Below are 25,458 nucleotides of genomic sequence, written 5' to 3' on the forward strand. Positions count from 1 at the left end.
CCCGGGGCGTGACGACGACGGAAGGAATCACGCATGTCCGCCACTCTCCACGGCAACAGCTCGACCCCCGGAATCGCCGGGGCCATCCGCCGCAGACCGCTCGTATCGTTCTTCGTGCTGGCGCTCGGCCTCAGCTGGGTGGCCTGGACACCGTGGATCCTCTCCCGCGATGGCCTCGGCATCTGGGACTACGCGTTCCCGCAGATCTTCGGCACCTCGCAGTTCACCGGCATGCTCTTCGGCGCCTACCTCGGGCCGCTCGGAGCGGCGTTCATCGTCACGGCCGTGACGGGCGGCCGCGCGGGCCTGCGCGTCTGGGTGGGCCGGCTGCTGCGCTGGCGGGTCGCACCCCGGTGGTACGCGGTGGCGCTGCTCGCGGTGCCGATCGCGGTGCTGCTGCTCGGTACGCTTGCATCCGGCGGGCAGGTGCAGGCGCCGAGCCTCGTCGCCCTCGCGCTGTACGTCCCCGCACTTCTGCTGCAGATGCTGACCACCGGTCTTGCGGAAGAGCCCGGGTGGCGCGACTTCGCGCTGCCGCCGCTGCAGGAACGCTTCGGGCCGCTCGGCGCCGCCGCGATCCTCGGCCCGCTGTGGGGTATCTGGCACCTGCCGCTCTTCCTCACCGAATGGGGTTCGTGGCCCGACGTGACGTGGCTGAACGTCGTCGAGTTCGTCGCCTTCAGCGCCCTCTTCAACATCGTCATCATGCGGCTGTTCAACCGGTCGGGGCAGAGCCTGCCGATCGTGATGCTGTTCCACGTCAGCCTCAACAACACCGTCACCGTCTTCTGGGCCGAGATGTTCCCCGCGGTCGGGGCGGACCAGTTGCAGCACGTGCTGCTGATCGGTGCGACGGTGGCCGCCGCGATCACGATCGCACTCACCCGCGGACGTCTGGGCCTGGCGCGCACGACGCCGCCCGTCGGGCGGCCGGTCGCGGAAGCCGCGAAGATAGCGGCATGAGTTCTTCCGGGCGGATGCCGAGCGTCACGGATGTCGTCGTGGCGCTCGGCACCGGCGCGGCGACCCTCCTGGCGCTGCTGGCGGCGCCGCAGCTGTTCGCCGGAGATGCGACGGTCCGAGTCGACGTCGCGGCCTGGTGGACATCGGGTGCGGTGCTGGCGGCCCAAGCGATCGCTCTGTGCTTCGCCCGGCTCGCGCCGGTCTCGGTCCTGCTCGGCACATCCATCGGCGCGCTGCTGGTCGGGGTCCTCGCGCCGACGGGACTCGGAAGTCTCGCGGACGCGGCGGTGCTGATCGCCGTGCTCCGCACCACCCTGCTCGTGCCGCCGCGCCGGCTGCGGGTGCTGCTGCCGCTCGCCGGGGTGCTCGTCGCCGGCGGCCAGACGGCCGACATCCTCGGATCGAGCACCGTGGCCGTCCCGGGCGCGCTCGGGGCGGCGCTGCTCCAGGCGGTGGCGATCGTCGCCCTGCCCGCGGCCGGGGTGCTGGCCGTGACGGCCAGGCGCGACGCGCATCGGGCGCGAGCGGGCGAGACCGAGGCGATGCGCCGGGAACGGGCAGCCGTCGTCGAAGCTGCTGTCGCACGTGAGCGCACCGCCATGGCGCGTGAGCTGCACGACATCGCGGCCCACCACGTGTCGAGCATCGCCCTCATGGCCGGTGCCATCGAGCGCCAGATCGCAACCGACCCGGATGCTGCACGGGTCGCCGTCCGGCAGGTGCGCGAGCAGAGCCGGGTGCTGCTCGACGACCTCCGCCAGCTCGTGGGGCTGCTGCGCCGCGACGGCGATGAGCGGGACGCCGTCGAGACGCTCGAGACCGTCACCGCCCTCGTCGAGTCCGCTCGCGCCACGGGCCGCGTGGTCGACCTGACGAGGGCATCCGGCGGCGGCCAGGTCGGACCGCTCGGGCAGCTCGTGGTCTACCGCATGGTGCAGGAAGCGCTGGCGAACGCGGCCCGCCACGCCCCCGGATCCACCTGCGAGGTCCGCCTCGACGGAACGCGCCCCGACGTCTTCGTCGCGGCCGTGCGCAACGCACCCGCCGCACCCGGCATCCGCTCGTCAGACGCCGATCCGGCGCGTGGGGGCTTCGGCCTGCTCGGGATGCGCGAGCGCGCCGGCCTCGTCGGTGGCACGCTGGAGGCGGGACCGGATGCCGCCGGCGGCTGGGTCGTTCGCCTCACCGTGCCGGCCGAACCGGCGAACACTCCGGGAGGGCCGACATGATCCGCGTGCTCGTCGCCGATGATCAGCCGCTCGCGCGTGCCGGCCTCGCGGCCCTGCTCTCGGCCGAACCCGACATCGAGGTGGTAGCCACCGCACCCGACGGCGTTCAGGCCCTCGAGCTGGCGGCCTCCCTGCGCCCGGACGTCGCCTGCCTCGACATCCGGATGCCGGGCCTCACCGGCATCGAGGTGACCCGGGCCCTCGGTGAGCACGATGACGAGGGTCCGAGCGTGCCGGTGCTGATCCTCACGACCTTCGACCTCGACGAGTATGTCTTCGAGGCGCTCGAGGCAGGGGCGTCCGGCTTCCTGCTGAAGGACGCCGAGCCCGACGACATCGTGCGCGCGGTCCGCAATGTCGCCGCCGGCAACGGCACACTCGATCAGGCCGTCACGCGCCGTGTCCTGCGCGAGTTCTCTCGCCGGCGCGCACTGCAGCGGGTGTCGGCCTCGGCCGAGGCGGCGGGGCACCTCACGCCCCGGGAGCGCGAGATCCTCGAGCTTCTGTCGCAGGGGATGTCCAATGACGAGATCGCAGCCACGCTGACGGTCGAGGTCAGCACCATCAAATCGCACCTCGTCCGCATCCTGCCCAAACTCGGCGTGCGTTCGCGGTTGCAAGCGGTCGTGTGGGCCTATCAGAACAAGGTCGTCACCCCGCTGGACTGACGCGCAGCGCCTTCCGCCGCCGATTCCTCCCCAGGGAGAACTCCCTCCGTGCCGCGATCGTGCCACTACCGTCATGGACTCACCGTCCCCGCGCCAGTTGACTGGGACCGGTCACAGTCACCGCAACGAGGGAGTTCGCATGACCATCCGAAACACAGCAGCCATCGTCCGCACGACGGCGGGATCGGCCGCAATCCTCGCGATCGTGATGGTCTCGGGATGCTCGAGCGCGCCCCCCGCCCAGGAATCGACATTGACGTGGGATGCGGCGGCCGGCGCCTACGAGATCGAGCCGGAGATTGCGAGCGGAGAGGTGCCGCTTCAGGTCTGGGTCGAGTACCCGGAGTACGGCGAGGCGCTCGTCGAGGCGTTCACCGCAGAACATCCCGGCATCCGCGTCGAGCTGACGACGGTGTCGAAGGTCGATGCGGTGGCGAAGATGGAGCTCGATGGCGAGGCGGGCACGGGCGCGGACGTGTACTTCACGAACTTCACCGACCTCTCGGGGGCGATCGACTCCGGGGTCGCGGCTCCGTTGGGGGAGTACGAGGGCGAGATCGCCTCGCGCGTCGGTGACGCGTTCGCGGGGGTCGTGAGTCGCGACGGTGAACTCTATGGTGTGCCTGTCTCGACCGAGTCGATCGCGCTCTTCTACAACAAGACCCTGCTGCAGCAGCTGACGGGTTCGAGCGAACCTGCCCAGACCTGGGAGCAGATCCGTGAACTCGCCGCGTCGTACAACGATCCCCGCACGAACCGCTGGACCATCCGCTGGCTGAGTGGTGAGCTCTACTACGCGTACCCCGTGCTCAGCTCGCTCGGATGGCAGCTCGGGGCAGACCCGAAGAGCCCAGGCCTCGACGATCCCACCCTCACCGCAGGCCTGGAGTACTACGGCGCTCTCCGTGATCTCTGGCAGGTGAATTCCGCCGACGCCACGTGGGACTCCATCGAGATGGAGTTCGCCAAAGGGCAGACCCCCTACGTCATCACGGGTCCCTGGTCGATCGCTGACTTCACCGCCGCCGGTGAGGCGAACGGGTTCGAGTTCGGCGTGACGACACTGCCCGCCGTGGCGGGAGGCGGGGAAGCCGCAACCCTCGCCGGGCTGGGTGTGGGAGTCGTGTCGGGCTACTCGGCCTACCCCGGGGCGGCACGTGTGTTCGCGGCGTTCCTGGCTTCGGACGAGGCGGCAGCCGCGCTCTACCAGACGACCGGGGGCATCCCGGCGCTCACGGGCGAGAACGCGCAAGCCGTCGTCGGGCTCGCCGCCGACGAGCATGCGAACGGCGTGCTGGCGCAGGCCGAGCGGTCCGACCTCATCGCGGAGGTGGGGGACGAGCTCTGGACAGTCGGCAACACCCTCGTGGCGAGCGTGTGGGATGGTGTCGCCGACCCGGCCACAGCGCAGCAGCAGGCGATCACGGGCTACGCCGACCTGACCGGGCTGGGGGAGTGACCCCGCATCGACGCGGAACGAGGCCGGCGGCGCCCTGGTCGCCGGGCCTCGCCTCCGCGCTGGTGCCGGGGCTCGGGCAACTGCTCAATCGGGAGTGGGTCAAGGGCATAGCGCTCGCTGCCGTCGGCGGTCTCGCCATCGCGACAGAGGTGACGACGGGCCACTACGCGGACCTCTCGGGCTACACGCCTCGCACACACGGAGGGTTCTTCGTCCGCGGCGTCTGGGGGCTCGTCACCCTCGGCACGCAGCCCCGCACGATGACCGTCGCGGGCTTGTCGCCGGGAGATCACTCGATCGTCCTCATGGTCAACGGCATCATCGCCGTGCTCGTCCTCGCTCTGCTGGCGGCGATCACCGCGTGGTCTGTCCGCGACGCCATGCGCACCCGCCGCCGCGTCCTGGCCACGGGGCAGCGTCTCGCCGCCGGTGAGTGGGCGAGGTCGGTCCGGCACACGGCGTTCCCGTACCTCGTGCTCGCGCCGACGCTCGTTCTGCTGCTGTTCGTCACCGCGCTGCCCGTCATCTTCGGCGTCCTCATCGCGTTCACCGACTACAGCAGCGACAACCTGCCGCCGATGCAACTCGTCGAATGGGTCGGTCTCGCGAACTTCCGTCAGCTGCTCGGCGCCGGTGCCTGGGGTGGGACATTCTTCGGCGTGCTGGGATGGACGGTCCTGTGGGCGGTGCTCGCGACGGCCACGACGTACGCGTTGGGCTTCCTCCAGGCGGTCCTCGTCTCCAGTCGTCGGGTGCGGTTCCCCCGGCTGTGGCGAAGCATCTTCTTCCTGCCGTGGGCCGTGCCCGCCATGATCTCGGCGCTGGTCTTCCGCTCCATGTTCAACGGTCAGTTCGGGCCGATCAGCCAAGCGCTCGTCGACTGGGGCGTGACCCCCGAGCGCGTCATGTGGCTGACCGATCCGTCCAGCCCGTGGCTCGCACGCATCGTCGCGCTCCTGGTGAACCTCTGGCTCGGCTTCCCGTACTTCATGGCCCTGATCAGCGGCGCGCTGACCAACATCTCGGCGAGCTACTACGAAGCGGCCCGCATCGACGGCGCGTCGGCGATCCAGCAGGTGCGCCACCTCACGCTGCCCATCGTTCTCCGCGCGACGGCGCCGCTGATCGTGCTGTCGTTCGTGGCGAACTTCAACAACTTCGGAGTCATCTACTTCCTCACCCAGGGCGGCCCCGCCAACCCCGACTACCGGTACGCCGGCAACACCGACATCCTCATCACCTGGCTGTACAAGCTCACGCTCGACAACGGGCTGTACGACATCGCCTCGGTCATGTCGATCCTCATCTTCCTCATCGTGGGGACCTTCTCGGTGTGGAGCCTGCGTCGTTCGAAAGCGTTCTCCGATGCATAGAACCAAAAGCCGTCTCGTCACCGCACTGATCCACATCGAGCTCGTCGTCGTCGCGGCCATCGTGCTCTACCCGCTCGCCTGGATCGTGGGCTCATCGCTCGGATCCGGTCGGTCCCTCGCGCAAGCCTCAGCCATCCCCGCAGACCCGACGATCGCGAACTACGTCCGGCTGTTCACCGATACCCCGTTCGCCACGTGGTACGGCAATTCGCTCATCGTCGCGGTGTCGAACATGGTGCTGAGCGTGCTGTTGTCGGCGATCGCCGCGTATGTGTTCGCTCGATTGCGCTTCACCGGGCGCCGCATAGGGCTGATCGTCATGCTCGTCATCCAGATCTTCCCGACTTTCATGACCGCGATCGCGATCTACATCCTCTACCTGAACTTCGGGCTGCTCGACAGCTTGGCCGGCCTCGTCATCGCCAGCGTCGCGGCCGCGGTGCCCTACAACATCTGGCTGCTCAAGGGATACCTCGACGGGATCTCGACCAGCCTCGACGAAGCCGCCGTGCTCGACGGTGCGTCACACCTGCAGATCTTCGCGCGCATCCTGCTGCCCCTGATGACGCCCATGCTGACCTTCGTCGCGGTGACGCAGTTCGCGGTGCCTTGGATGGACTTCATCCTGCCGCGCCTGTTGATAAGCAGCCCGGAGAACTACACCGTCGCTATAGGACTGTTCCAGATGATCTCCGACCAGACGCGCAACGACTTCACGACCTTCGCGGCCGGCGCCATCCTCGTGGCGGTCCCGATCACCGGGCTCTACATGGTGCTCCAGCGCTATCTCGTCGCGGGACTGGCTCAGGGAGGAGAGAAGGAATGACGACGACACTGTTGCCGATCCGCGGCGCCGACGTCTCGATGACCGCTGAAGTCGCGGCTCTCGGGGGATCGTTCGCGGACGCCGCCGGCGAGAGGGATCTGTTCCGGATCCTCGCCGACCACGGGGTGAACCTCGCCCGTCTTCGCGTCTGGGTCGACCCGACGGATGCCGACGGTCGCCCGTTCCAGGGCGGCACGAACGATCTCGCCACGACCCTGCGGTTGGCTGAACGCGCGCGCGCCGCGGGTCTCGAGCTCATGATCGACCTGCACTACAGCGACTTCTGGGCTGACCCGAAGAAGCAGGCGCTGCCCCGGTCGTGGCGCGGCTTCGATCTCGACGGCGTGTGCGATGCGGTCGCAGCGCACACGGCCGAGGTGGTCCGTGCTGTGGCGTTGCGCGCTGGCAGCCCCGAGTGGGTGCAGGTCGGCAACGAGACGACCAACGGGATGCTGTGGCCGTTCGGTCGCACGCCGCGGTACGACCTCGAGAGCCGCAGCTTCGAAGCGATCGCCGCCGACGACGCCCGTGAGCAGTACGACCGCCTGGCGCGTCTGCTGCGGGCGGGAACGGGCGCTGTGCGTTCCACCGACCCGCACGCGCGTATCGTGCTGCACCTCGACGCGGGCGGCGCCGTCGATCTCTATCGGCGGTGGTTCGACGAGATCACCGGGCGTGCCGTCGACTTCGACGCCGTCGGGCTGTCGTACTACCCGCTCTGGCACGGCTCGCTCCACGATCTGCGCGACAACCTGCACCAGATTGCCGAACGCTACGCGAAGGACGTCATCGTCGTCGAGACGGCGTATGCGCATCGCCCCGACAACCCGGCGGGCACCTCGATGTTCGACGCTGGCGCCCCCGGGGCCTCCTACCCAGCGACCGTGGACGGGCAAGCACGCTATCTCACTGACCTCGCCCGCGTGATCGCGGACGTCCCGCACGGGCGCGGACGAGGCGTCGTGTACTGGGAGCCCGCGTGGCTGCCGGTACCGGGGACGTCGTGGGCGTCACCCGCCGGTATGGCGTACGGCGACGACATGGCCGAGCCCGGCAACGGATGGGCCAACCAGACACTGTTCGACGAGCACGGACGCGCACTCGCTTCGCTGAGCGCACTCGGGTCGGCCGCCGGTGGTCCTGCGGAATAGGAAAGGAAGACATACGACACGCCGATTCCGACGGCGAGCGACGATGCTCGCCGTGACGGTCACGGCCGTCCTCGTAGCAGCAGGGCTTCCGGCCACGACGGCGACCGCCGCCTTCGACCCCGACGACTTCGTGATGGGCGGTGACCTCGGCATGATCCACGAGGTCGAGTCGCTCGGAGGACAGTTCTCCCGCGGTGGCGTCGTCGACGATCCGATCGACATCATGGGGGACGCCGGGATGAACCTCGCTCGGCTCCGACTGTGGGTCGACCCGTACACGGTGACGGGTGAACCGTACGGAGGCGGTACCAACGACTTCGCTACGACGATCGCGACGGCGCAACGCGCGAAGGCCGCGGGCATGGAGGTCCTGCTCGACTTCCACCTGAGCGACTGGTGGGCCGATCCCGGAACACAGACGCTGCCGAAGGCGTGGCGGGGGCTGTCGTACCCGCAACTGCTGTCGACGGTGCGCCAGTACACCCATGACGTGGTCGACGCGATGCGTGGCGCCGGCGTGCTGCCCGAGATGGTGCAGATGGGCAACGAGATCCCGGGTGGGATCCTCTGGGACCACGGGCGTGTGGGTAACGGCGTCTCGGACTTCACACAGCTGGCCGAGCTACTCGAGGCGGGGATCTCGGGCGTAGACGCGGCTCTGCGTCCGGGAGAGGACGTCGAGATCGTCCTGCATCTGGATCACGGTGGCGACAACGCTCTCTATCGGTGGTGGTTCGACGCGATCACCGCTGCGGGCGTGCCTTTCGACATCATCGGATTGTCGTATTACCCGTTCTGGCACGGCACGATGGGCGAACTCGCCGCGAACCTGAACGACATCAGCGCCCGCTACGGCAAGGACGTCCTCATCGTCGAGACCGCCTACGGTTGGACGCTCGGTGACGGAGACGGACTGGGCAACTCGTTCTATACGGGGGAGGAGGCGACCGGCGGTTACCCCGCCACCGTCGCCGGGCAGACCGCGTTCCTTCGCGATCTCCGCGACATCGTGCGGTCCGTGCCGAACGGGCGCGGCCGCGGACTCATCTGGTGGGAACCGGGTTGGCTTCCCGTACCGGGCGCCAACTGGGGCTCCGAGGCGGGCAAGATCGACAATGACGACTCCGGCGTGCTGTCGAACCCGTGGGACAACCAGACACTGTTCGATTGGAACGGTTCGGCACTCCCGACACTCGACGTCTTCGGCGAGACCCCTCCGCCGAACCTCGCCGTCAACGGCGGCTTCGAGCAGGACGGGTATACGAACGCTCCATCGGGATGGGGCGTGTGGTCACCGGGCGGCGCCCATGCTGACGCGATCTTCACGCAGGACCCGCGGTCGTCGGGTCGCTCAAGCTGACGTTCTGGAAGTCGACGCCCTACGCGGCCTCGATCTATCAGACCTTCGGCAGCCTCCCCTCGGGCGTCTATCGGGTCTCGGCTTGGATCCTCAACAGCGGCGGGCAGACCTCCGCCTACCTGTACGCGAAGAACGCCGACGTACCCGAGCTGCGGTCATCGCTCCCGGCGAGCGCGAATGACTGGAAGCGGGTCTCCCTCGACGTCCCGGTCACGAGTGGCACGCTCGAGATCGGCTTCTACACCGAGGCCCAGAGCGGCAACTGGTTGAATGTCGATGACGTCCGCGTCGACGTGTCGGTTGACGCCCTCGGACCGTCGCAGCGAACGCCGCCCGTGCGAACCGTGACTGCACCGGCGGCGTTCGCTGATCGTCCCCGACGGACGGCGGCGCGAAACGCCGTCATTCTTCGGTCGGGACGACGATCACCTTCCCGTGGACCCGGCCTTCGTCGGCCTCGCGGTGCAGCTCGGCGAGCCGGCTCAGCGGTACGCGACGTGCGATGTCCACCGTCAGCTCACCGCGATCGACCAAGTCGACGAGGGCGGTGAGGGTGGCGGCATCCGGCTGTACGAAGATCGTTTCGGCGCGGACTCCCCGAGTCTCGTCGCCCGGGGTCGCAACCGTCGGAGTGGTGGACACGACGATGCCGCCGTCGCGCACCAGCGGCAGGAGCGCCGCGAAGGCCGCAGCGGTGATCGGTGCGAGATTGAGCAGTACGTCGACGGGCTCGGTGACCGCATCGAGCAGGTTGGTCGTGGTGTGATCGATGACCTCGTCCGCTCCGCGGGCCGCGACGGCGGCCGCGCTCCGGGGGCTCGCCGTCGCGATCACGTACGCGCCGGCTCGTGCGGCCAGCTGCACGGCATAGCCGCCGACGGGTCCGCCCGCGCCGTTGATCACGATGCGCTGTCCGGAAGCCAGGCCGGCGGCGTCGAAGAGCGCCTGCGACGCGGTGAGAGCGACCGACGGGATGCCCGCAGCCTCGGCCAGCGGGATGCTCGTGGGAGCGCTGACAACGGATGCTGCAGGAGCGACGACGAACTCGGCAGCGCCTCCGTCGCCGGTCATGGGAAGGAATCCGACGACCGCGTCGCCGTTCGCGACGCCCGCTACCCCCTCGCCCGTCGCGACGACCGTGCCCGACACGTCGTAGCCGGGGACGTGCGGGAGGGAGATCGGGATGGGGAGGAACCCGCCCCGCATCCCGCCGTCGGCGGGGTTGTACGCCGCACCGGCCACCCGGATCAACACGTCGCCCGCACCCGGAACAGGTTGCTCGACATCCTCGTACCGCAGGACGTCGGCGGCGCCGGTCTCGTGGAAGCGCACTGCCTTCATGGTCTTTCCCTTCATTGTGCTTCGAAGTTGAAGCTCTTGGGGTCGACCATAGCAATGCTTCGAACTAGAAGCAAGTGCTACGAATTGGAAGTTCGGTACACTCGCCGTCATGGCCTCACCTCGACTCTCGCTCGACGCGACCGAACTCGGCGCGTACTTCTCTCTCATCGAGACGAGCAGCTTGCTGCGGCACGCTGTCGATCGGCAGTTGAAGGAGGCCGGCGATCTCAGCTACGTGCAGTTCCAGCTCCTCGCGACGCTCGGTGATGCCGCCGGGGGGCGCCTGCGCATGACCGATCTCGCCGACGGCGTGGTGTACAGCCGCAGCGGGCTCACCTACCAGGCGCAGACCCTCGAGAAGCGCGGGCTGATCGCCCGGAACGCCTCTGCCGATGACGAACGCAGCGTCGAGGTCACCATCACCGATGCCGGACGGGATGTCCTAGCGCAGGTCTTCCCCGGCCACATCGCCGTCCTCGACGAGCTGCTGTTCGAACCCCTCACGCTCGACGACGTTCGCGCCCTGGGCGACATCCTCGGCAGAGTGCGCGATCACATGCGCCGCACGCCGCCGCGATCCGCGGCGACCCGCGCGCGCTCGCGCAAGAGCGGGTGAGACGGCCGGGAGCGGTGCGTCGCCGTACCGATGCCGGTGAGAGGAACACTCCTCACACTGTCCGGTCGACGCGGGCCGGATAGCGTCGAGGCATGGCGCCCGCTGCGGAACTCCGGCTCGATGGCTCGCAGATCTACGACCTCCCCTCGCTCTATGCGGAACTCGGTCGCGTCCTCATGCCGGGTGAAGACTGGACGCTCGGCGAAAGTCTCGACGCCCTCGACGACCTGCTGTACGGCGGGTTCGGCGTCCTCGCCGGCGTCACGTCTGCCCGGATCGTCTGGGACGACTCCGAGCTCTCGCGGCAGGCCCTCGGCGTTCCGCTCACCCGTTCCTACTACGCCGCGAAGCTCACGCGCCCCGACGTGTTCGCCGCAGGGCCGGCTCGCTCCGCACTGGAGGAGGTGGAACGCGGAACGGGCAAGACGTACTTCGAGCTGGTCCTGCAGGTGTTCGCCGGTCACCCCGAGGTCGAGCTCGTCCTCGCCTGAATCGTCACCGGCCCGCGCGGCCGGGGAAATGCGGAAGGGGCCGGTCCGAATGGACCGACCCCTTCAGTGCGTCGAACGCTCAGAGAGCGCGGATGTTCGTCGCCTGCAGGCCCTTCTGGCCCTGCTCCACGTCGAACTCGACTTTCTGGTTCTCGAACAGGTTGCGGTGTCCAGTGCCGGAGATGGCGCTGAAGTGCGCGAACACGTCCGCGGTGCCGTCGTCCGGAGCGATGAAGCCGAACCCCTTCTCCGAGTTGAACCATTTGACGGTGCCAGTGGCCATGTCGTCATTTTCCTTCTGTGTTCTGGGACCACCGCTGTGATGATCCGGGGTACCGCTGCGGCGTGGCCGCTGCGGAGTGTGTGGGGCGAGCAGACACTCGCCGGAGTGGGTGACCGGACACGAGAGGTGCGGTCGCGGGGCCGAGAGCACGGCCCGAATGCATGAGATCGACGGCGGAATGACAGGAAATGCACGTCGGCGTGAGCCGACGGAGAGGCGCGCCGTGACGCACCGACTCTCGAATGCTACGCGATTTCGTGGGCCGATGGGGCGATAGATCGCGCAAAGTCGGCGAATGACGCGATTCGGCTCATGTGTCGCGCTCGTTCGGGTCGCGGTGGAAGCGCTCGTCGAACGCGGCGAGGATCCGCGCGCATTCCGCTACGTCTTCCGGTGTGCCGGCCAGCTCGAACTCGAAGACCACGGGCCGGCCCGACGTGCGAGCGAGCTCGCGGGCCGCCGCCTGGTAGTGCGTCCCGAAGTTGCGGTTGCCCGAGCCGATGATCCCGATGAGCCGACGACGATTCGTGGGGGAGCGCAGGAACGCGCGGACCCCGGCGGGCAATGTCGCGTGCGCATCGTTGCCCGCCTTGTACGAAGGCGTGAGCAGCATCCACGGGCCGGGCGCCTCGCTCGCGCGCACCGTGCGCTCGGCGAGGTCGAACAGGGGCCTGCCGTCCGTCGCCTGCAGGCGGTGAGCGAAGCGGCGGATCAGGTTCGACGTCGACGAGAAGAAGTAGACCGGAAGCTGCGACACGCGCTCAGTGTCCGCCATCCGTGGAGCACGCGGATGGCGAACCGAACGGGAAAAGTCCGGCCGGACCGAGGTGTCGGGCCCTGCACCTACGCTGTACCCATGCAGCAGCGCAGCCTCGCCTCGACGTCCCGCTCCGTCTCGGCCATCGGCCTCGGCACCTGGCAGCTCGGCGCCGACTGGGGCGACGTCGACGAAGACCAGGCGCTTGCCGTCCTCGGCGCGTCCGCCGACGCCGGCGTGACGCTCTTCGACACCGCCGACGTGTACGGCGACGGGCGCAGCGAAAGCATCATCGGGCGGTTCCTCGCCGATCGCCCCGGCCATGACATCACCGTCGCGACGAAGATGGGTCGCCGGGAGGCGCAGGTCCCCGAGAATTACACCCCCGCGAACTTCCGCGCGTGGACCGATCGATCACGGCGCAACCTCGGAGTCGAGACTCTCGACCTTGTTCAGCTGCACTGCCCGCCCTCCGCCGTCATCGAGTCCGACGACACCTACGACGCGCTCGACGAGCTGGTCGCAGACGGCGCGATCGCGGCGTACGGGGTGTCCGTCGAGACCACCGCGCAGGCGCTCGCGGCGATCGCGCGGCCGCACGTGACGAATGTCCAGATCATCTTCAACCCGTTCCGGCTGAAGCCGCTTGACGAGGTGCTCCCGGCCGCCGCGGCGGCGGGCGTGGCCATCTTCGCGCGCGTCCCGCTGGCGTCGGGGCTCTTGAGCGGGCGATACACGGCGCAGACCACCTTCGCCGCCGACGACCATCGCTCGTACAACCGCAACGGCGAGGCGTTCGACCGCGGCGAGACGTTCTCGGGGGTCGACTTCGAGACGGGGTTGACGGCCGCTCGACGACTGGCCGCCGCAGTTCCGGAGGGCCTCACCCTGCCGGCTGCCACGCTCGGGTGGATCGCCAGTCGACCCGGCGTCACGAGCGTCATCCCCGGCGCGCGCACGACCGAGCAGGCCCGCGCGAATGCGGCGGCTGCCGCGCTGCTCGAAGGCGGTACCGACCTGACGGGCTTCGCCGACGAGATCGTCGCGGTCTACGACGAGTTCCTGCGGGCGGACATCCACCCCCACTGGTGATTCTCGGCGACCTGTGGAACGGGCGCACGCACTGACCGGCCGGGTTCTACGCTGAGCGCGTGAAGCTGGTATTCGACGCCTGGCAGACCTCGCTCTTTCCCGACGCGACGCGCGGCCTGTACGTGCTGCCGCTGAATCAGGCGGTCCGTCGCGCCGAGTCCATCGGATCGGAAGGCGTCGTCCGGGTGCTGCTCGAGGTCATCGACGCGTGACCGTGGTCGGGGCCGCGGCTCTGGTGCTGAGCGTCGTGTGCGCCGCGCTCAGCCTCGGGCTCTCGCTCATCGACATCGCCACCCATCGACTGCCGAATCGTCTGGTTCTCGCGCTGGCGGTCGCAGCGTCGGGGTCCGCCGCGCTGACCGCCATCGACCGGGCCTCGACACGCCCCCTCATCGGCGCCGTCGTCGCAGGGGCCGCGCTGTTCGCCTTGTACCTTCTGCTGCACGCCGGTCGAGGCGGCATGGGCGGGGGAGACGTCAAGCTCGCCGGCGCGATCGGGCTGCTCACCGGCCCGCACGGCTGGGAGGTCCCGCTCGTCGCGACCGGGCTCGCGTTCGTCCTGGGTGGCCTCCTCGCCGTCGTGCTCATGACCCTCCGGCGAGCCGATCGTCGCACGCGGCTGCCGTTCGGACCGTTCATGCTCGTCGGCGCATGGGTCGCGCTGGCGGGAAGCTTCGTCGCGGGGTGAGCCGTGTCAAGCGCACGAAGGCGCCGAGGGGCACCGCGCTATCGTGGCGGCATGGCCGAGTCGACCTTCCTCTCCCGCTCGATCGCGTGGGCGCTGCAGCGCAAGCCCGTCCGCGCGTTCTTGCTCTACAGCGAGCACCGCGGCGCCGTGCTGGCAGACAGCGTCACCTACCGCACCCTGTTCAGCGTGTTCGCCGGTGTCCTCCTCGGCTTCTCGGTGGCCGCGCTCTGGCTCGCCGGTGACCCTGTCGCCTGGCAGGCCCTCATCGACGCGGTCAACCGGGTCATCCCGGGTCTCGTCGGAGAGGACGGACTGATCAAGCTCGACGACATCCAGGCGCCAGCCGGCCTGACCATCGCGGGCGTCATCGCGACCGTCGGCCTCCTCGGCGCCGCGATCGGCGCGATCGGCTCGCTCCGCACGGCCATGCGCGCGATCGCCGACCAGCTGACCGACGACGTTCTCTTCGTGTGGGTCCTGCTGCGGAACCTCGTCCTCGCGATCGGCATCGGCGGCGCGCTGGTCGCCGCGGCGGGCGTGACGTTCCTCGGGACGGCGGGGGTCGGCCTCCTCGCCGATCTGCTGGGATTCTCCGAGACGAACCCGCTCGTGCAGTTCGCCGGCTGGGCCGTGTCGCTCGTCGTGGTCTTCGCTCTCGACACGGTCGCGGTCGCGGTGCTCTTCCGCGCGCTGTCGGGTGTGAAGGTGCACAAGCGTGCACTCTGGAGCGGCGCACTGCTCGGCGGAGCGGGCCTCACGATTCTCCAGCAGCTGTCGGGACTGTTCGTCGGCGGAGCGACCTCGAACCCGCTTCTGGCGTCGTTCGCGTCGCTCATCGCGCTGCTGCTGTGGCTGAACCTCTCATCGCAGGTCATCCTCATCGCGACGGCGTACATCGTGACCGGAGTGCGCGAAGAGGAGGACCGCGTCCGGTCGCGGTTCGGTGCGTCCACATTCCTGCAGCGCCGCGTCCAGCGCGCCGAGGATGCCGTGTCGGCCGCGGCCCGCGAGCTCGACAAAGCCCGTGAGCTCGAGGCCGAGGAGCGCGCGAAGGCGCAGGGCTGAGGCTCAGCGGGCGTAGCGCTCCACGAACGCCCGCAGGATCGAGCCGGTGTGGGTCACCGGGCTACGGCGCACCGCCGACAGCGTCAGATCGAGTTCGTCGGGCGCGAAGTAGCCGTAATCGGCGTAGGCGTGGATGCGCGTCGTGATGCCATCGAGATCGAGCTCCGGGTGGAACTGCGTCGCATACACGTTGCGGCCGACCCGGAACATCTGCACCGGGCATCCCGTCGACGATGCGAGGAGCGTCGCCGTGGGAGGGAGGACCGAGATGGCCTCCTTGTGACCGACGAAAGCCGGGAACGTGTGGGGGAGCCCCGCCAGGAGCGGGTAGCCCCGGCCCGCGTCGGTGAGCTCGACGTCGACGACGCTGATCGGCTCGCCGTATCGCCGGTCGATGGTGGCGCCCACGTGAGCCCCGAGCGTGCCGATGCCGTAGCAGGCGCCGAGGAACGGTGCGTCCTGCGTGACGACCCGCTCCAGCAGCGTGGCGAACTCCGCCTCGACGCGTCGCTGCACGGCTGACTTGTCATCGCTCGGATCGGAGGCGTTGAACGGGCCGCCACCGACGAAGATGCCCGAGACCTCGTCGAGGTCGATCTCCGGCATGGGACCGGCCTCGAGTCGCACGCGTCGCAACGAGCCGGGTCGAGCCCGGAGTGGCGCAGGAAGAGCTCATACTCCTCGTCGGCCGGGAGGTTCTCGGCCCGCGTCGCGAGCAGCACGAACGGCTTCACTCCCGAAGCCGGATCCGTAGTCGTCGAGCACGCATGGCGCAAGCGTATCGGGCCGCTCGAGTGGCCCGGGTATGGTCGGGGACAGGAGGTCAGAACATGGCTATTGCACGACTGCACGGTGGTCCGCTCGACGGGCAGACCCTTCCGCTGGACGACGACGCGTCGGACCGGCTCATCCTTCCGTACAGCGAGACACAGGTGGTGTACGAGCGGGCGGGCGAGCCTGAGAACACCGGCGATGACGACGGCCCGACGTCGTCGGAGTTCCATTTCGTCGAGGCCGAGGGAGACATCGACCCCTCGACCGACGAACGAGACGACCGCGTGACCAGTGACGACTGAGCCCCGCAGCTCGCTCGAGGTCGAGCGGAAGTACGACGTCGGTCCGGATACGCCGCTGCCCGACTGGTCGACGCTGCCCGGCGTCGTCACGGTCGGTGACGCCGAGCCGCGTGAGCTCGACGCGCGTTACCTCGACACGGCCGACGGTCGGCTGGCGACGGCACTGACCGCGCTTCGACGCCGGACCGGGGGTCCCGACGAGGGGTGGCACGTGAAGCGGTCCACCCCGGAGGGCAAGCTCGAGACGCATTGGCCACTCGACGACATCGACGACGAGGCGCCGTTGGAGGTTCCCGACGCCGTCCTGCGAGAGGTGGCGGAGGTCGCGGAGCCGCCGTTCGAGGTCATCGCGCGCATCCGCAACTCGCGCACCGCGCACGCGCTGTGCGACGAGCGCGGTGCGATGATCGCGGAGTTCGTCGACGACCGGGTGACCGCGACCGACGAGCGAACCGGTCGTTCCAGCTCGTGGCGTGAATGGGAACTCGAGCTCGGACCAGCGGCACCCGCGAGTGCCGAAGGGATCGCGGCGCTCTTCGCCGCGGCCGACGACCTGGTGGCATCCGTCGGGGGAGCCCCCGCGGCATCCGGGTCGAAGCTCGCGCGCGTACTCGGACGCTGAACCGCCTCGACGTCTCGCCGACACGGGACATCGATGCACGAACACGAACACGAACGCACCGCCGGCCGTAGCCGAGCGGTGCGTTCGTGTTCCTGACGGCGAGCGTCAGAGGTTGATCATGTGTCCCGCGAGTCCGTGGAACGCCTCCTGCAGGCCCTCCGACAGCGTCGGGTGGGTGTGCACGTTGCGGGCGGCCTCGAGCGCGGTGAGGTCCCACTTCTGCGCGAGGGTCAGCTCAGGCAGGAGCTCCGACACGTCCGGGCCGATGAGGTGGCCGCCGAGGAGCTCGAGGTGCTCCGCGTCGGCGATCAGCTTCACGAAACCGACGGGCTCGCCGAGGCCGTTCGCCTTGCCGTTGGCCGAGAACGGGAACTTCGCGACCTTGACGTCGTAGCCGGCGTCGCGGGCCTGCTGCTCGGTGAGGCCGAACGATGCGACCTGCGGCGAGCAGAAGGTGGCGCGCGGCATGTTGCGGTAGTCGCCGAGGGTCTGCGTCTCGGCGCCGCCGATGGTCTCGGCCGCCACGACGCCCTGTGCCTCGGCGACATGCGCCAGCTGCAGCTTGGCGGTCACGTCGCCGATGGCGTAGATGCCCTCGACGTTCGTGCGCATGTGGTCGTCGATGTCGATCGCGCCGCGCTCGGTCAGCTTCACACCGGTGTTCTCCAGACCGAAGCCCTCGACGCGCGGAGCGAAGCCGATCGACATGAGCACCTTGTCGGCCTCGATCTGACCCTTCGCGCCGTCGGCATTCGCCGAGTACGACACGGTGACCTTGTCGCCGGAGTCGTCGATCTGCTCGACCTTGGTCGAGGTGAGGATGTCGATGCCGTACTTCTTGTACTGACGCTGGATCTCCTTCGAGACCTCGACGTCCTCGTTCGGGAGGGCGCGGTCGAGGAACTCGATGATCGTGACCTTCACGCCGTAGTTCGACATCACGAAGGCGAACTCCATGCCGATGGCGCCTGCGCCGACGATGACGATCGAGTTCGGCAGATCGCGCGTGAGGATCTGCTCCTCGTAGGTCACGACGTTGTCGCTCAGCTGAACGCCGGGGAGGAGGCGGACGAACGAGCCGGTCGCGATGATGACGTTGTCGAACGTCACCGTCTCCTGCGAGCCGTCGGCCTTGGTCACCTGGATCGACTTGGCGTCGACGAACGATCCGCGACCTTCGTACTCGGTGACCTTGTTCTTCTTCATCAGGAAGTGGATGCCCTTGACGTGCGTCTCGGCCACCTTCCGGCTGCGGTCGAAGGCGGTGCCGAAGTCGAAGTGCACATCGCCGCTGATGCCGAACATGTCGGCCTTGTGCTTGAAGGTGTGCGCCAGGTCGGCGTTCTTCAGCAGCGCCTTCGAGGGGATGCAGCCGACGTTGAGGCAGACGCCTCCCCAGTACTTCTCTTCGATGATCGCGACGGACTGTCCGAGCTGCGCAGCGCGGACAGCTGCGACATACCCGCCGGGGCCCGCGCCGAGGATGACGACGTTGTAGTGAGGCATGCTCCCAGCCTAGTCCTCGGTGCGTCGCCGAGACGCCGCGATCAACGCCACGACGAGGGCGATGACGCCGGCGACCGCGATCACCGTCACCACGATCCAGAACGCCGCCGGGAGCCCCTCGTCCGCCGCACTCTCGGCCGTCGCGTCCCCGGGGGCCGTGGGGGCTGCGGCCGCGTCACCCGCCGTGAAGGAGTACTCGCCCGAGATCGGGTGGCCGTCGCTCGAGACCACGCGCCAGCGCACGGTGATCGGCCCCTGGCTCCCGCCGCTGAGAGCCTGGGTGACGGTCGTGCCGTCGAGCACGGGCACTCCGTCGGCGAGCTCGGTGCCCGCGGCGTCGGTGACGGAGATCGCGTTGGCCCCGGCCTCGTCGATCAGCACGCCGCTGTAGGTGAGTGTCACCTCGTCCGGGAGCGCGGCGACGGTCGAGTCGGCGGCCGGATCCGAGGCCAGCAGCTCGTCATGGGCGAGCGCGGGCGACGCCGAAGAGGCGGCTGCCAGACCGAGGACGAGGCCAGCGGCCACGAGCAGACGCGTACGGAGAGGTGAGGTGCGTGCAGACATCGCACCGACCCTATCCGCGGGGAGGTATGAACGCGGTGAGAGGGTCTCGCAATCGCGTTCGCGAGCGGTCGCCGATCCGTTAGGCTGGCCCGGAAGAGGAGGACACTGTGGACGAAAAGGATCGAGACGTCGACGACATCCGACGCGAACCCGACCGTACGCCGCACAGCGGTTCCTCGGACACGACGCAGACGTTCGGGCACGACCTGGATCTGTCGTTCGTGCCGTTCGGGGCCGACCTCACGGCGGTGGAGCGCGATGCCATCCAGGCGTTGCCCGAGCGCGCGGCGCTGCTTCTGGTGCGTTCCGGCCCCACGGCCGGCGCACGGTATCTGCTCGACACCGACGTCACGACCGTCGGCCGCCACCCCGAGGCGGACATCTTCTTCGACGACGTCACCGTCTCGCGTCGGCACGCCGAGATCACGCGCACGGGATCGACGTTCGAGATCGTCGATCAGCGGTCACTCAATGGCACCTACGTCAACGGCGAGCGCGTCGATCGCGCCGTCCTCTCCGACGGCGCAGAGTTGCGCGTCGGCAAGTTCCGCCTGAACTTCTTCGTCTCGCCCCTCGATCGCGCCGCGGCGAACGGCGCGTGAGCGCCGCCCCCGCAGCCCGCAGTCGGTCCGCGACGGCGGGTCATCTCAGCATCGGCCAGGTGCTCGCTCGGCTGAGCCCGGAGTTCCCGGCGCTCAGTTCCAGCAAGCTGCGATACCTCGAGGACCAGGGGATCGTCACGCCTACGCGCACCGGATCGGGATACCGCAAGTTCTCACCCGCCGATGTGGAACGCCTGCGCACGGCTCTGACGTTGCAGCGCGATCACTACATGCCACTGGCCCGCATCCGGGAGTATCTCGACACCCCCGGAGCGGAAGGCACTCCGCCCGCTCTGCCGGCGTCGATCGTCCAGCATCGTCGCTACCGCCGCGACGAGCTGATCGATCAGGCCGAAGCGAGCGCGACCCTGCTCGGCGACGCCGTCTCGGCGGGCCTGCTGCCCGCAGCCGACACCTACGACGAGCGTGCCCTGGTTCTCATGCGCACCCTCGTCGCCCTCGACCGCCACGGGATCGGCCCGCGGCACCTGCGCACGGTGCGCCAGGCGGCTGAGCGCGACGTGGCGCTCGTCGAGACGGCGCTCGCGCCTCTGCTCCGCCGCACCGATTCGACCTCACGCGGGCGAGCTCACGAGCTCGCTCCCGAGCTGGTGCGCCGGCTCGACGACGTCCGTTCCGCCTTCGTCCAGACCGCCATCGACCGACTCGTCAGGTGAGCCGGCGCGACACGCCGCATACTCGGAACGGATGTCGTTGCCGCAGCGGCATCCCTCATCTAGCGTTGAACCAACCCGACCGTCCGGCAGGAGGACCAGATGACCGCGCATGATTCGCTCGGCGAGACGCGGTTCACGACCGACCTCCTCTTCACCGACGGTCTTCCCGAGATGGACGACGAAGCCGGCTACCGCGGAGCGCAGGCCGCCCGTGCTGCAGGGATCACCTACCGCCAGCTCGACTACTGGGCGCGGACCGAACTCGTCGTCCCGACCGTGCGCGGTGCCAGCGGCTCGGGTTCGCAGCGGCTCTACGGCTTCCGCGACATCCTGGTCCTCAAACTCGTCAAGCGCCTGCTCGACACCGGCATCTCGCTGCAGCAGATCCGGATCGCCGTCGATCAGCTCCGCGCTGCCGGAATCCGCGACCTCGCGGGCACGACGCTCATGAGCGACGGCGCCTCGGTGTACCTCTGCACGTCGAACGACGAGGTGATCGACCTCGTCAGCCGTGGCCAGGGCGTGTTCGGGATCGCCGTCGGCAAGGTGCTGCGCGAGGTCGAGTCCACCCTGGTGGAGTTCGATCCGCAGGCTCCCGACCCCGTCGACGAGCTCGCCGCACGTCGCTCGGTCCGTAGCGCCTGAGCCGCTTCCGATACTCAGAACCCCGGCGCACCTGAGGTGCGGCCGGGGTTTCGTCTGTGGGGCGCGAGCCGGTCGTTCAGCTCGACGCAGCGGTGGGTGCCTCGCCGGCGACGGGGATGCGGCCGGTGCGCAGCACGCGGTCGAGGAGAGCGTCGAAGTCGGACGCGAGCTCCTGCGCGGAATCTCCCGGCCAGATGTGGAGCGGCTTGGCGGCGCCCTGAGCCTGCTGCAACGACGTGCGCTCGGGCAGCTGTGGTGAGAGCACGAGGGGCCCGAACATGTCGCGGAGCTCCTTGATGCGGAACTGGTGCTCGATCGACTGCGGGCGCACGCGATTGACGACGATGCCGAGCGGCTGCAGGCGGGGGGAGAGGCCACGACGGATCTCCTCGATCGCGCGCAAGGCGCGGTCGGCGGCCGCGACCGAGAACAGCCCCGGCTCGGTCACGACGATGACCCGGTCGCTCGCCGCCCACGCGGTGCGCGTGAGGGCGTTGAGCGACGGGGCGCAGTCGATCAGGACGAGGTCGTAGTCGGCTTCGATCGTCGCGAGCGCCTCTTCGAGCTTCCAGACGTCGCGCACGCTGGGGTGCGGTCCGTCGAAGTTGATGGCCGACGGGCTGCCGATCAGGACATCGATCGTGCCGGGATGCACCTTCGCCCACCCGCTGGAGGTGATGGCCTGGCGGACCACCTTCTCCTTCGGATTGGCGAGGACATCGGCGACGTTGAGACGACCGGCGACCTGGATGTCCATCCCCGTCGACACGTCGGATTGCGGATCGAGGTCGACGACCAACGTCCGGACTCCGCGGGCGAACGCGGCGGATGCGAGCCCCAGGGTGACCGTCGTCTTGCCGACCCCGCCCTTGAGCGAGCTGACGGAGAGTACGTGCACGAGGCTCTACGTTACCGTCCCCTAGGCTGTGAGGGTATTCGAGCCCTCGCGCGGTGCCGTTGCCGTGCGACTCACTCCTGCGAGGTGAGCATGTTCCGGAAGATCCTTGTCGCGAACCGCGGAGAGATCGCCATCCGCGCCTTCCGAGCCGCATTCGAGCTGGGGGCGCGAACCGTCGCGGTCTACCCGCACGAGGATCGGTTCTCGCTGCACCGGCTCAAAGCCGACGAGGCGTACGAGATCGGCGTGAAGGGCCATCCGGTTCGGGCCTATCTGGACGTCGACGAGATCATCCGCGTCGCGCGTGAAAGCGGGGCGGACGCGATCTACCCCGGCTACGGATTCCTCTCCGAGAACCCCGAGCTCGCCGCCCGCGCCGCCGCTGCCGGTATCGCCTTCATCGGTCCCTCGGCGCGAGTGCTCGAGATGGCGGGGAACAAAGTCACCGCGAAGGCCCACGCCGTCGCCGCCGGTGTCCCGGTGCTGCGCTCGACCGAGGCCTCCGACGACATCGACGTCCTCGTCTCCCAAGCCGGCGACATCGGCTTCCCGATCTTCGTCAAGGCCGTCGCCGGCGGCGGCGGACGGGGGATGCGGCGCGTGGCGACCCCCGACGAGCTGGCTCCCGCGTTGTCCGAGGCGATGCGCGAGGCCGGCAGTGCGTTCGGCGACGCGCGCGTCTTCCTCGAGCAGGCCGTGCAGCGTCCGCGCCACGTCGAGGTGCAGGTCCTCGCCGACGCAGCCGGTGAGACGGTGCATCTGTTCGAGCGGGACTGCTCCGTCCAGCGACGCCACCAGAAAGTGATCGAGATCGCTCCCGCGCCGAACCTCGACGACACCACGCGGACCGACCTGCACCGTCACGCGATCGCCTTCGCGACCTCGATCGGTTACGAGAACGCCGGCACCGTCGAGTTCCTCCTCGAGACCGCCGGTCCGCGCACGGGCGAGATCGTCTTCATCGAGATGAACCCGCGCATCCAGGTCGAGCACACGGTGACGGAGGAAGTCACCGACGTCGACCTCGTGCAGGCGCAGATGCGGATCGCGGCGGGGGAGACGCTCGCCGAGCTGGGACTGACGCAGGACAGCATCCAGCTGCGCGGCGCGGCGCTCCAGTGCCGCATCACGACCGAGGATCCGGCGCAGGGGTTCCGTCCCGACACCGGCAAGATCACCACCTACCGGTCGCCCGGTGGCGCCGGCATCCGTCTCGACGGCGGCACGACCGCCGCCGGTTCGCAGATCAGTCCGCACTTCGACTCGATGCTCACCAAACTCACCTGTCGCGGGCGTGACTTCGGTGCGGCCGTCGTGCGCTCGCGCCGCGCTCTCGCGGAGTTCCGCATCCGCGGCGTCTCCACCAACATCCCCTTCCTGCAGCAGGTGCTCGACGACCCGTCCTTCGCCCGGGGCGACCTCAGCACGGCGTTCATCGATGAGCGGCCCGAGCTGCTCGCGGGGCGGACCTCGAAGGATCGCGGCTCGAAGATCCTCGGTTGGCTGGCCGACACCACCGTCAACCGACCGTACGGCTCCGCGCCGACGACGGTCGAGCCGCGTACCAAGCTGCCGCGGCTCGACTTGACGACACCGCCGCCTGCCGGATCACGCCAGCGACTGCTCGAGCTCGGGCCGGTGCGGTTCGCGGAGGCCCTGCGTGCGCAGACGTCGCTGGCGGTCACCGAGACGACCTTCCGCGACGCCCACCAGTCGCTCCTCGCGACCCGCGTGCGCACGAAGGACCTGGTGGCGGTGGCACCGGCCGTCGCCCGGCTCACGCCGCAGCTGCTCTCGGTCGAGGCGTGGGGTGGCGCCACCTACGACGTCGCCCTGCGCTTCCTCGGCGAGGACCCCTGGGAGCGGCTCGACAAGCTCCGCTCCGCCCTGCCGAACGTCGCGGTGCAGATGCTGCTGCGCGGGCGCAACACCGTCGGCTACACGCCGTATCCGACGGCGGTCACCGAGGCGTTCGTCCGCGAAGCGGCGGATGCCGGTGTCGACATCTTCCGCATCTTCGACGCGCTCAACGACGTCGCACAGATGCGACCCGCCATCGACGCGGTCCTCGCGACCGGGTCGACCGTCGCCGAGGTGGCGCTGTGCTACACCGGCGACCTCAACGATCCGGCGGAAGACCTCTACACACTCGACTACTACCTCCGCCTGGCCGAACAGATCGTCGACGCGGGAGCCCACGTCCTCGCGATCAAGGACATGGCGGGGTTGCTGCGGCCGGCCGCAGCGTCGCGACTGGTCTCGGCCCTGCGCGAACGGTTCGACGTACCCGTGCACGTGCACACCCATGACACCGCCGGTGGGCAGCTCGCGACGCTTCTGGCCGCGAGTGCCGCGGGCGCGGATGCGGTCGACGCGGCGTCGGCCCCGATGGCCGGCACGACCAGCCAGCCGTCGCTGTCGGCCCTCGTCGCAGCCCTGGCCCACACCGACCGCGACACCGGGCTCGACCTCGACGCGGTGTCGGACCTCGAGCCCTACTGGGAGGCGGTGCGGCACATCTACCGGCCGTTCGAATCGGGCCTGCCCGGACCCACCGGACGCGTCTACCGCCATGAGATCCCCGGCGGGCAGCTCTCGAACCTGCGCCAGCAGGCGATCGCGCTGGGGCTCGCCGGTGACTTCGAGCTCATCGAGGACATGTACGCGGCGGCGAACCAGATCCTCGGCCGTGTGCCCAAGGTCACCCCGTCGTCGAAGGTCGTGGGTGATCTCGCGCTGCACCTCGCGGCCGTCAAGGCCGACCCGGCGGCCTTCGCCGCAGACCCGGGCGCCTACGACATCCCCGAGTCGGTCGTCGGTTTCATGGCGGGTGAACTCGGTGACCTGCCGGGCGGGTGGCCCGAGCCGTTCCGGTCGAAGGTGCTGGCCGGGCGAACGGTGCGGTCCGGAGTCGCCGAGCTCTCGTCGGCGCAGGCGTCCGCCCTGGCGTCCGACTCGACGACGCGGCGGCGCACCCTCAACTCCCTGCTCTTCCCGGGGCCGACGCAGGAGTTCGACCGGGTGCGCGACGTGTACGGCGACCTGAGCGTGCTCGACACGGCGGACTACCTGTACGGGCTCGTCCCCGGCGCCGAGCACGTGGTCGAGATCGAGAAGGGCGTGCAGCTGTACGTCGGACTCGAGGCGATCGGCGAGGCGGACGACAAGGGCATGCGCACGGTCATGGCGACCCTCAACGGGCAGCTGCGGCCCGTGTTCGTGCGCGACCGTTCCATCAGCGTCGAGGCGCGGCCGGCGCAGAAGGCCGACACATCGATCCCCGGTCAGGTCGCCGCACCGTTCTCCGGGGTCGTGACCCTCAAAGTCGCCGTGGGCGACATCGTCGCAGCCGGAGAGCCGGTCGCTTCCATCGAGGCGATGAAGATGGAGGCGGGCATCACGGCACCGGTGGCGGGTGTCGTGGAGCGCCTCGTGGTGAGTGCTACAGCACAGGTCGAGGCGGGGGATCTTTTGGTCGTCGTCCGGCCCGGCGAGTAGCCTAAGGG

General features: G+C 69.2%; 26 protein-coding genes and 1 pseudogene. 20 read left to right on the plus strand and 7 right to left on the minus strand.

Annotated features, from left to right (window positions below; genetic code table 11):
* The first annotated feature begins 33 nt into the window (after positions 1-33).
* The 8 genes from ACPYN5_RS05300 (at position 34) to ACPYN5_RS05335 (ending at position 9,029) form a co-directional block, all read left to right on the plus strand.
* On the plus strand, positions 34-963 hold the full coding sequence (locus ACPYN5_RS05300) for a CPBP family intramembrane glutamic endopeptidase (protein WP_424447939.1): 930 nt from the start codon (positions 34-36) through the stop codon (positions 961-963).
* The gene (locus tag ACPYN5_RS05305; protein ID WP_424447940.1) at positions 960-2,192 is read left to right on the plus strand and encodes a sensor histidine kinase; all 1,233 of its coding nucleotides are present in this window, start codon (positions 960-962) and stop codon (positions 2,190-2,192) included. The genes ACPYN5_RS05300 and ACPYN5_RS05305 overlap by 4 nt, the downstream gene beginning before the upstream one ends.
* Positions 2,189-2,860: a response regulator gene (locus ACPYN5_RS05310; RefSeq protein WP_424447941.1), complete on the plus strand. Its 672-nt coding sequence runs from the start codon at positions 2,189-2,191 to the stop codon at positions 2,858-2,860. The genes ACPYN5_RS05305 and ACPYN5_RS05310 overlap by 4 nt, the downstream gene beginning before the upstream one ends.
* A 139-nt stretch (positions 2,861-2,999) precedes the next feature.
* A complete protein-coding gene (locus ACPYN5_RS05315; protein ID WP_424447942.1) occupies positions 3,000-4,319 on the plus strand; it encodes an extracellular solute-binding protein in 1,320 nt (439 codons plus the stop codon).
* A complete protein-coding gene (locus tag ACPYN5_RS05320) occupies positions 4,316-5,692 on the plus strand; it encodes a carbohydrate ABC transporter permease (RefSeq protein WP_424447943.1) in 1,377 nt (458 codons plus the stop codon). The genes ACPYN5_RS05315 and ACPYN5_RS05320 overlap by 4 nt, the downstream gene beginning before the upstream one ends.
* Positions 5,685-6,518, plus strand: coding sequence for a sugar ABC transporter permease (locus tag ACPYN5_RS05325; protein WP_424447944.1), 834 nt, complete (start codon positions 5,685-5,687; stop codon positions 6,516-6,518). Before ACPYN5_RS05320 ends, ACPYN5_RS05325 begins: the two co-directional genes overlap by 8 nt.
* On the plus strand, positions 6,515-7,669 hold the full coding sequence (locus tag ACPYN5_RS05330) for a glycoside hydrolase family 53 protein (RefSeq protein ID WP_424447945.1): 1,155 nt from the start codon (positions 6,515-6,517) through the stop codon (positions 7,667-7,669). Before ACPYN5_RS05325 ends, ACPYN5_RS05330 begins: the two co-directional genes overlap by 4 nt.
* Before the next feature lie 52 nt (positions 7,670-7,721).
* Positions 7,722-9,029 carry a glycoside hydrolase family 53 protein gene (locus ACPYN5_RS05335; RefSeq protein WP_424447946.1) on the plus strand — a complete coding sequence of 436 codons (1,308 nt, stop codon included), beginning with the start codon at positions 7,722-7,724 and terminating at the stop codon, positions 9,027-9,029.
* Between the two features lie 402 nt (positions 9,030-9,431).
* On the opposite strand, the gene ACPYN5_RS05340 is transcribed toward ACPYN5_RS05335, so the two are convergent.
* A complete protein-coding gene (locus ACPYN5_RS05340; RefSeq protein WP_424447947.1) occupies positions 9,432-10,370 on the minus strand; it encodes an NADP-dependent oxidoreductase in 939 nt (312 codons plus the stop codon).
* Positions 10,371-10,479: 109 nt separating this feature from the next.
* Between ACPYN5_RS05340 and ACPYN5_RS05345 the strand changes: the two genes are divergently transcribed.
* Together ACPYN5_RS05345 and ACPYN5_RS05350 are read left to right on the plus strand one after the other, a co-directional pair.
* The gene (locus ACPYN5_RS05345; protein ID WP_424447948.1) at positions 10,480-10,986 is read left to right on the plus strand and encodes a MarR family winged helix-turn-helix transcriptional regulator; all 507 of its coding nucleotides are present in this window, start codon (positions 10,480-10,482) and stop codon (positions 10,984-10,986) included.
* A gap of 92 nt (positions 10,987-11,078) precedes the next feature.
* The gene (locus tag ACPYN5_RS05350; protein WP_424447949.1) at positions 11,079-11,477 is read left to right on the plus strand and encodes a barstar family protein; all 399 of its coding nucleotides are present in this window, start codon (positions 11,079-11,081) and stop codon (positions 11,475-11,477) included.
* Positions 11,478-11,556: 79 nt separating this feature from the next.
* Here ACPYN5_RS05350 and ACPYN5_RS05355 read toward each other — a convergent pair whose 3' ends face one another.
* A complete protein-coding gene (locus tag ACPYN5_RS05355) occupies positions 11,557-11,760 on the minus strand; it encodes a cold-shock protein (RefSeq protein ID WP_091499607.1) in 204 nt (67 codons plus the stop codon).
* A 310-nt stretch (positions 11,761-12,070) separates the two neighbouring features.
* Positions 12,071-12,517 (minus strand): class Ib ribonucleoside-diphosphate reductase assembly flavoprotein NrdI, encoded by a 447-nt coding sequence (gene nrdI, locus ACPYN5_RS05360; protein ID WP_424447950.1) that lies wholly within the window; start codon positions 12,515-12,517, stop codon positions 12,071-12,073.
* A gap of 99 nt (positions 12,518-12,616) precedes the next feature.
* On the opposite strand from nrdI, the gene ACPYN5_RS05365 reads away from it, so the two are divergent.
* The 4 genes from ACPYN5_RS05365 to ACPYN5_RS05380 are packed head-to-tail and all read left to right on the plus strand — an operon-like array spanning position 12,617 to position 15,362.
* Entirely contained in the window at positions 12,617-13,609 is a 993-nt protein-coding gene (locus tag ACPYN5_RS05365) for an aldo/keto reductase (RefSeq protein ID WP_424447951.1), read from the plus strand.
* A gap of 59 nt (positions 13,610-13,668) precedes the next feature.
* Positions 13,669-13,821: a DUF1905 domain-containing protein gene (locus tag ACPYN5_RS05370; RefSeq protein WP_424447952.1), complete on the plus strand. Its 153-nt coding sequence runs from the start codon at positions 13,669-13,671 to the stop codon at positions 13,819-13,821.
* Positions 13,818-14,297, plus strand: coding sequence for a prepilin peptidase (locus tag ACPYN5_RS05375; protein ID WP_424447953.1), 480 nt, complete (start codon positions 13,818-13,820; stop codon positions 14,295-14,297). Before ACPYN5_RS05370 ends, ACPYN5_RS05375 begins: the two co-directional genes overlap by 4 nt.
* A 51-nt stretch (positions 14,298-14,348) precedes the next feature.
* Complete coding sequence (locus tag ACPYN5_RS05380; RefSeq protein ID WP_424447954.1) at positions 14,349-15,362, plus strand: YihY/virulence factor BrkB family protein; 1,014 nt, start codon at positions 14,349-14,351, stop codon at positions 15,360-15,362.
* A 3-nt stretch (positions 15,363-15,365) separates the two neighbouring features.
* Here the strand turns inward: ACPYN5_RS05380 and ACPYN5_RS05385 are convergent.
* A pseudogene (locus ACPYN5_RS05385) lies at positions 15,366-16,096 on the minus strand (glutamine amidotransferase).
* Between the two features lie 96 nt (positions 16,097-16,192).
* On the opposite strand from ACPYN5_RS05385, the gene ACPYN5_RS05390 reads away from it, so the two are divergent.
* Entirely contained in the window at positions 16,193-16,438 is a 246-nt protein-coding gene (locus tag ACPYN5_RS05390) for a response regulator (protein ID WP_424447955.1), read from the plus strand.
* A complete protein-coding gene (locus ACPYN5_RS05395) occupies positions 16,428-17,060 on the plus strand; it encodes a CYTH domain-containing protein (protein WP_424447956.1) in 633 nt (210 codons plus the stop codon). Before ACPYN5_RS05390 ends, ACPYN5_RS05395 begins: the two co-directional genes overlap by 11 nt.
* Positions 17,061-17,165: 105 nt before the next feature.
* Here the strand turns inward: ACPYN5_RS05395 and lpdA are convergent, their stop codons facing one another.
* Together lpdA and ACPYN5_RS05405 are read right to left on the minus strand one after the other, a co-directional pair.
* Positions 17,166-18,566, minus strand: coding sequence for a dihydrolipoyl dehydrogenase (gene lpdA / locus ACPYN5_RS05400; protein ID WP_424447957.1), 1,401 nt, complete (start codon positions 18,564-18,566; stop codon positions 17,166-17,168).
* A 9-nt stretch (positions 18,567-18,575) separates the two neighbouring features.
* The gene (locus ACPYN5_RS05405) at positions 18,576-19,130 is read right to left on the minus strand and encodes a copper resistance CopC family protein (RefSeq protein WP_424447958.1); all 555 of its coding nucleotides are present in this window, start codon (positions 19,128-19,130) and stop codon (positions 18,576-18,578) included.
* Between the two features lie 107 nt (positions 19,131-19,237).
* Here ACPYN5_RS05405 and ACPYN5_RS05410 point away from each other — a divergent pair, with 107 nt between their 5' ends.
* The 3 genes from ACPYN5_RS05410 (at position 19,238) to ACPYN5_RS05420 (ending at position 21,054) form a co-directional block, all read left to right on the plus strand.
* Entirely contained in the window at positions 19,238-19,732 is a 495-nt protein-coding gene (locus ACPYN5_RS05410; protein WP_424447959.1) for an FHA domain-containing protein, read from the plus strand.
* Positions 19,729-20,409 (plus strand): transcriptional regulator FtsR, encoded by a 681-nt coding sequence (gene ftsR, locus ACPYN5_RS05415; protein ID WP_424447960.1) that lies wholly within the window; start codon positions 19,729-19,731, stop codon positions 20,407-20,409. Before ACPYN5_RS05410 ends, ftsR begins: the two co-directional genes overlap by 4 nt.
* Positions 20,410-20,508: 99 nt before the next feature.
* On the plus strand, positions 20,509-21,054 hold the full coding sequence (locus tag ACPYN5_RS05420) for a MerR family transcriptional regulator (RefSeq protein ID WP_424447961.1): 546 nt from the start codon (positions 20,509-20,511) through the stop codon (positions 21,052-21,054).
* 76 nt (positions 21,055-21,130) lie between these two features.
* Here the strand turns inward: ACPYN5_RS05420 and ACPYN5_RS05425 are convergent, their stop codons facing one another.
* Positions 21,131-21,952 (minus strand): ParA family protein, encoded by an 822-nt coding sequence (locus tag ACPYN5_RS05425; protein WP_424447962.1) that lies wholly within the window; start codon positions 21,950-21,952, stop codon positions 21,131-21,133.
* Positions 21,953-22,042: 90 nt separating this feature from the next.
* Between ACPYN5_RS05425 and ACPYN5_RS05430 the strand changes: the two genes are divergently transcribed.
* Positions 22,043-25,450 carry a pyruvate carboxylase gene (locus ACPYN5_RS05430; protein ID WP_424447963.1) on the plus strand — a complete coding sequence of 1,136 codons (3,408 nt, stop codon included), beginning with the start codon at positions 22,043-22,045 and terminating at the stop codon, positions 25,448-25,450.
* The last annotated feature ends 8 nt before the right edge of the window (positions 25,451-25,458 follow it).

It is taken from the genome of Microbacterium arborescens (assembly GCF_049707515.1).
Lineage (GTDB): Bacteria > Actinomycetota > Actinomycetes > Actinomycetales > Microbacteriaceae > Microbacterium > Microbacterium arborescens_B.

Bases quoted from the DNA above. Each gene is read 5' to 3' on its own strand.
- ACPYN5_RS05300 (WP_424447939.1), top strand. From the start codon at position 34: ATGTCCGCCACTCTCCACGGCAACAGCTCGACCCCCGGAATCGCCGGG.
- ACPYN5_RS05305 (WP_424447940.1), top strand. From the start codon at position 960: ATGAGTTCTTCCGGGCGGATGCCGAGCGTCACGGATGTCGTCGTGGCG.
- ACPYN5_RS05310 (WP_424447941.1), top strand. From the start codon at position 2,189: ATGATCCGCGTGCTCGTCGCCGATGATCAGCCGCTCGCGCGTGCCGGC.
- ACPYN5_RS05315 (WP_424447942.1), top strand. From the start codon at position 3,000: ATGACCATCCGAAACACAGCAGCCATCGTCCGCACGACGGCGGGATCG.
- ACPYN5_RS05325 (WP_424447944.1), top strand. From the start codon at position 5,685: ATGCATAGAACCAAAAGCCGTCTCGTCACCGCACTGATCCACATCGAG.
- ACPYN5_RS05330 (WP_424447945.1), top strand. From the start codon at position 6,515: ATGACGACGACACTGTTGCCGATCCGCGGCGCCGACGTCTCGATGACC.
- ACPYN5_RS05340 (WP_424447947.1), bottom strand. From the start codon at position 10,370: ATGAAGGCAGTGCGCTTCCACGAGACCGGCGCCGCCGACGTCCTGCGG.
- ACPYN5_RS05345 (WP_424447948.1), top strand. From the start codon at position 10,480: ATGGCCTCACCTCGACTCTCGCTCGACGCGACCGAACTCGGCGCGTAC.
- ACPYN5_RS05350 (WP_424447949.1), top strand. From the start codon at position 11,079: ATGGCGCCCGCTGCGGAACTCCGGCTCGATGGCTCGCAGATCTACGAC.
- ACPYN5_RS05355 (WP_091499607.1), bottom strand. From the start codon at position 11,760: ATGGCCACTGGCACCGTCAAATGGTTCAACTCGGAGAAGGGGTTCGGC.
- ACPYN5_RS05365 (WP_424447951.1), top strand. From the start codon at position 12,617: ATGCAGCAGCGCAGCCTCGCCTCGACGTCCCGCTCCGTCTCGGCCATC.
- ACPYN5_RS05380 (WP_424447954.1), top strand. From the start codon at position 14,349: ATGGCCGAGTCGACCTTCCTCTCCCGCTCGATCGCGTGGGCGCTGCAG.
- ACPYN5_RS05390 (WP_424447955.1), top strand. From the start codon at position 16,193: ATGGCTATTGCACGACTGCACGGTGGTCCGCTCGACGGGCAGACCCTT.
- lpdA (WP_424447957.1), bottom strand. From the start codon at position 18,566: ATGCCTCACTACAACGTCGTCATCCTCGGCGCGGGCCCCGGCGGGTAT.
- ACPYN5_RS05405 (WP_424447958.1), bottom strand. From the start codon at position 19,130: ATGTCTGCACGCACCTCACCTCTCCGTACGCGTCTGCTCGTGGCCGCT.
- ACPYN5_RS05420 (WP_424447961.1), top strand. From the start codon at position 20,509: ATGACCGCGCATGATTCGCTCGGCGAGACGCGGTTCACGACCGACCTC.
- ACPYN5_RS05430 (WP_424447963.1), top strand. From the start codon at position 22,043: ATGTTCCGGAAGATCCTTGTCGCGAACCGCGGAGAGATCGCCATCCGC.